2 protein-coding genes and 2 pseudogenes are annotated in these 4,654 nt (G+C 62.1%); 3 read left to right on the forward strand and 1 reads right to left on the reverse strand.

Features of this window, described 5'->3' with window-relative positions; genetic code table 11:
• Positions 1–1,059 (reverse strand): annotated as a pseudogene (locus Q0349_RS13150) (iron permease); the annotation flags it as partial.
• Between the two features lie 189 nt (positions 1,060–1,248).
• Between Q0349_RS13150 and Q0349_RS13155 the strand changes: the two are divergent.
• From Q0349_RS13155 to Q0349_RS13165, 3 genes and pseudogenes are all read left to right on the forward strand, one after another.
• Positions 1,249–2,214, forward strand: coding sequence for an AraC family transcriptional regulator (locus Q0349_RS13155; protein ID WP_298081471.1), 966 nt, complete (start codon positions 1,249–1,251; stop codon positions 2,212–2,214).
• Positions 2,215–2,269: 55 nt separating this feature from the next.
• Positions 2,270–3,586, forward strand: a complete 1,317-nt coding sequence (locus tag Q0349_RS13160; RefSeq protein WP_298081472.1) for a TonB-dependent receptor plug domain-containing protein — start codon at positions 2,270–2,272, stop codon at positions 3,584–3,586.
• 15 nt (positions 3,587–3,601) lie between these two features.
• A pseudogene (locus tag Q0349_RS13165) lies at positions 3,602–4,393 on the forward strand (TonB-dependent receptor); the annotation flags it as partial.
• Between the last annotated feature and the right edge of the window lie 261 nt (positions 4,394–4,654).

The following is a 4,654-nucleotide window of genomic DNA, read 5'->3' on the forward strand; positions in this document are numbered from 1 at the left end:
TTCCAGCGCCTTGTCGAGACCGGCGGTAAAGGCGGCGATTTCGCTATCAATAGTGGCGATATCGCTGCCTGCATTCATCAGACCGACGAGCTTGGTGAAATGCCCTTCCAGTTCGGTTTTGAAGTTGGCGTCGCGCGCGCCGATGGCGTTCTCCATCCCGCTCGCCTCAAACACGTCGAAATAAGTGTCCTGTACCTGATTGACCGCCTTGGCGGTATCGCCCGCCTGATAGGTCGTCTTTGCCTGCGCCAGCGAAGTCAGCAGCTCCTTCTGCGTCCCCGACCAGTCCTTGCCGGCGATAGCGCTGTCATCAACCGGCGGCGCGGCGCTTGCCGGGGCGGGTACGCCCTGCAACGCATCCTGCACATCGCCGAGCAGGGTAGAGACGCCATAGCCGAAGGCGTCAATCGAATCATTTGAATCCGCCTGCTTCATCAGCGCGGCAAACTCGCGGTTAATCACCTCTGCTGCCCGCGCCGATTTCTGCTGGCGGATGGTGGTTTCCATGTCGCTGTTCTTGAAGCCGTCGTACTGCGCCTGCTGCACCCGGCTTTTCGCCTCGGCGTGGTTGCCCTTTTCAAAGGCGGATACCGCCGCCGCCATGTGGTCGTCCAACGCCTGATACGCCGTCGCCCAGCCGGGGTCAATGCCGTCCAGCGCCGAATGCGCGCCGTGTGCGACCAGCTTGTGCCCGCTTTCCAGCACCGGCACCACCTTTTGCACCTCGTCGCGCAACGCCTGCAAGCGCTGCTGCACCTCGTCCTGCGGCGCGCCGTTGCCAATCAGGCGGCGGATATTGCCAAACTCCGCTTCCATCTCCGCACTCTTCTGCGCGGAAATGTTGATGCGGATGGGGCCTTCGAGATTTTCAAAGACTTCAAAGTAAGCCATCTGCACCTTCTTCTTCGCCTCGTCGGTGTTGCCCTGCTGATAGAGCGTGTTGGCAGCGTCCAGCCGCTGCGCGATATCATCAGCAAAGGCGCGGTAATCCTGCGCGGCGAGCGGCAGCGCGCAGAGAACGAACAGCCAGAGGAAGAAACGGCGGATGGCGGCGGGCATGGCAAAGCTCCCTGAAAAACGAAAACGATATTGTGACAAATTTGCGCGGCGCGGTGCAAACACCGGCACAGATTCCGCTTCCACCCTCTTGTAAAGACGGCATTTTTTCTGTAATTGCAAGCACTAAAACAATTGAGAAACCTTGCCAATTGCACTATCCTGCCCGCCCCGTCAAGCAGAACCGACCCCATGTCCCGCATCATCCAGCCCGATGAATTTTGCAACAGCTTCCGTCCGCGCCTCATTCTGCCGCATTACCAGTACGACGAAATCCAGCACCGCCACGCCAACGGCTACGAAGAAGTCCTACATATCAACGACCATTTCCGCCTCATCCGCGCCAGCCTGACCCTTGCCCGCCCGCTTGAGCACGCGCCCTTCGGCGGTTTCGGTTACATCGGCCTCTGCTTCACCTTCGCCGACGCCGACCCGAGCGCGCTCGCCCACCCGCACCTCTACCACCGCCGTATGAACATCAGCAACGGCTACCGCTACCGTGGCGGCATTGACCGCGCCCTGCACATCCCGCTCACCTACATCAGCCTGCGTTTTAACCGCGACCGGCTGAAAAACCTCGCCGCCGAACAGCCCCTGCCGCACTGGATGCAGACATTACTTGGCGATAACGACATCATCGACCACATTGACATCCCGCCCGCCCTGCGCCAGCACGCCTGGCAAATGAGCCGCCTTCCCCTCGCTGCCACCCCTGCTGCCCGCCTGCGCCTTGAAGCCGCCGCCCTGGAATGGCTGGCGATGGCGCTGGAATGGCACAACACCCCGCCCGCACCGGGCCAACGCATCGAACAGGCACGCGCCATCATCGAACACGAATACGGCGAACACCTCACCATTGCCAGCCTTGCCCGCCGCTGCGGCCTGAACGAATGCTACCTCAAGCGCCAATTCAAGGCGCAGACCGGACAAAGCATTGCCCAGGCGCTGAACGCGCGCCGCCTCGCCCGCGCCTGCGAGCTGCTGCGCGAATACCCCGAATACAGCCTGCGCGACATCGCCAGCCAGAGCGGCCATCCGCTCAACTACTTCTACCGCTGGTTTGAAAAATACCAGGGCGAAAGCCCCAGCGCCTACCGCGCCCGCCACAGCGGCAAAAATTCCCGAAATAACAGCGAAAAATTCCCGGAAACACCGTAGCAGCCACCCCCAAAAACCGATAATTGCGGGCATTGCAACCTTACCGGAGACAACCATGCAACCCCGCCCGCTCGCCCTCGCCTTGCTCGCTGCCCTGCCCGCCCTTGCCCACGGCGAAAACGCGACCACCCTGAAACCCGTCACCCTCACCAGCGAGCAGGGCGCCAGCGAAAACAACTACACCCTCCCGGCGAACAGCACCGCCACCGGCCTTGACCTCAGCCTGCGCCAAACGCCGCAAAGCGTCAGCATCATCACCGCGCGCCAATTAGAAGACCAGCAGGCGACTACCCTTGACCAGGCACTTGACCGCACCCCTGGCGTCTTCCACCGCACCTGGGGCAACCGCAACAGCGGCTACAACATCTACCTCTCGCGCGGCTACACCCTCGACAACTACCGCATTGACGGCGCCAGTCGCCAGGGCATGAACGGCACCCAGGCCATCAACAACAGCGACAGCGCCATCTACGAAAGCATCAGCCTCGTGCGCGGCGCGACCGGCCTTGCCAGCGGCACCGGCGAACCCGGCGGCGTCCTCGAACTCACACGCAAACGCCCGACGCGCGAAGCCCGCACCTGCATCGAAGCGGGCGGCGGCAACTGGAGCCACGTCCGCACCGTGCTGGACAGCAGCGGCGCGCTCAACCGCGACGGCAGCCTGCGCGGACGCGGTATCGCCGTTTACGACCACGGCGGCGACTGGCAACACCGCGCCAAACAAGACCGTGGCACCCTCTACGGCATCCTCGAATACGACCTCACCCCGCAGACCACCCTCACCCTCGGCCTGCAACACAACCAGATGCGCGCCCGCGGCAGCAGTATGCACAGCTTTGAAACCTACTACGGCAACGGCGCAAGCGGCTACCGCCCTACCCCCTTCGGCCCGCGCGACAACGCCTCTGCCCGCTGGGCATACAACCAGAGCCGCAGCAGCGAAATCTTTGCCCGCGTGAACCACCAGCTCAATGACAACTGGCAACTCGACGCCCAATACAGCTACACCTTCGGCAAGCGCGAACAGCGCTATGGTGTCGCCGGCACCTTCAACATCCAGCCGGACGGCGCGGCACGCCTCACCAGCGGCTACTGGGAACACGCGCCGAAAGAACACAACCTTGACCTCAACATCAGCGGCAAATACCCGCTGTGGGGACGCGAACACGAACTCAAAATCGGCGCCAGCTACAACCACTACGACGACTACCACAACCCGCTCTACGAGCGCGCCATGAGCCCGGTCGCCAACATCTTCACCTTCCAGGGCGACATCGCCCGCCCCGACTACCCTTACCAGGGCACAGGCGGCGAAAAAAACCGCAGCGCCAGCCTCTACGCCAGCACCAACCTGCACCTGACCGACCGCTGAAGCGTCCTCGCCGGGACGCGCCTCACCCACTGGCAGGCAAACAAACGCGACCACTACAACAACTTCAAAACCGAAACCCAAAAAGAAAACGCCATCCTCACCCCCTACCTTGGCACCAGCTACGACCTCAGCGACTGGCTCAGCGCCTACGCCAGCTACAGCACCATCTACAAACCCCAGGAAAACCGCGACATCCACCACCGCCGCCTTGACCCCGAACAAGGCAGCACCTACGAAATCGGGCTCAAAGGCGAATGGCTGGACGGCAAACTCGCGGCGGGCGCCGCCCTCTACCAGGGGCGCAAAAACAACATGGCCGTCAAGGCAGGCACCTACCCGGACGACCCCGATACCAACTATTACCGCGCCGAAGACGGCGCCAAAAACCACGGCTGGGAGCTCAATATCGGCGGCGAAATCAGGGAAGGCTGGCTTATTAACGCCAGCTACAGCCACAACCGCGCCAAAGACCGCAGCGGCAAACGCATCAACACCGACATCCCCGCCGACCAAATCAAACTGGCGACCAGCTACGTACCTGACAACCACTGGCAAATCGGCGGCAGCCTCAACTGGCAAAGCAAAACCCGGGAAACCCCGCGCATCAACGACCCCGTCATCCGCGCCGCCCACACCAACAAGGCACATACCACCCTCGACCTCATGGCGCGCTACCGCGTCAACGACAACCTCCAGTTCGGCATCAACGCCAACAACATCTTCAACAGCAAATACCGCGTCTCCCTTGGCTACCACAACTACGGCGCCCCACGCCACATCATGGCGACCCTGCGCTACGAATTTTGAAACACCAATCCCCTGTGGGAGCCGGTAGCGGGTTGGGGCGGGGGCTGTCCGTAGGTTGGGTTAGCGAGGAACGAGCGTAACCCAACAAAAAAATCGCGATAAAACGTTGGGTTACGGGCTTCGCCCTAACCCAACCTACGTCGGCTGTCGCCCCCTCCCCTGCGAAGCTGTAGAGACCTTCGGAGGATTGTCATATGGCAAACCGAAGCAAGACAACCCGCCGAAATACCCCTCCCCTGCAGGGCGCGCAGCGCCCGCAGC

Source organism: uncultured Cardiobacterium sp., from assembly GCF_938028185.1.
In the GTDB taxonomy this organism is placed as follows: Bacteria; Pseudomonadota; Gammaproteobacteria; order Cardiobacteriales; family Cardiobacteriaceae; genus Cardiobacterium.

Bases quoted from the DNA above. Each gene is read 5' to 3' on its own strand.
- Q0349_RS13155 (WP_298081471.1), top strand. From the start codon at position 1,249: ATGTCCCGCATCATCCAGCCCGATGAATTTTGCAACAGCTTCCGTCCG.
- Q0349_RS13160 (WP_298081472.1), top strand. From the start codon at position 2,270: ATGCAACCCCGCCCGCTCGCCCTCGCCTTGCTCGCTGCCCTGCCCGCC.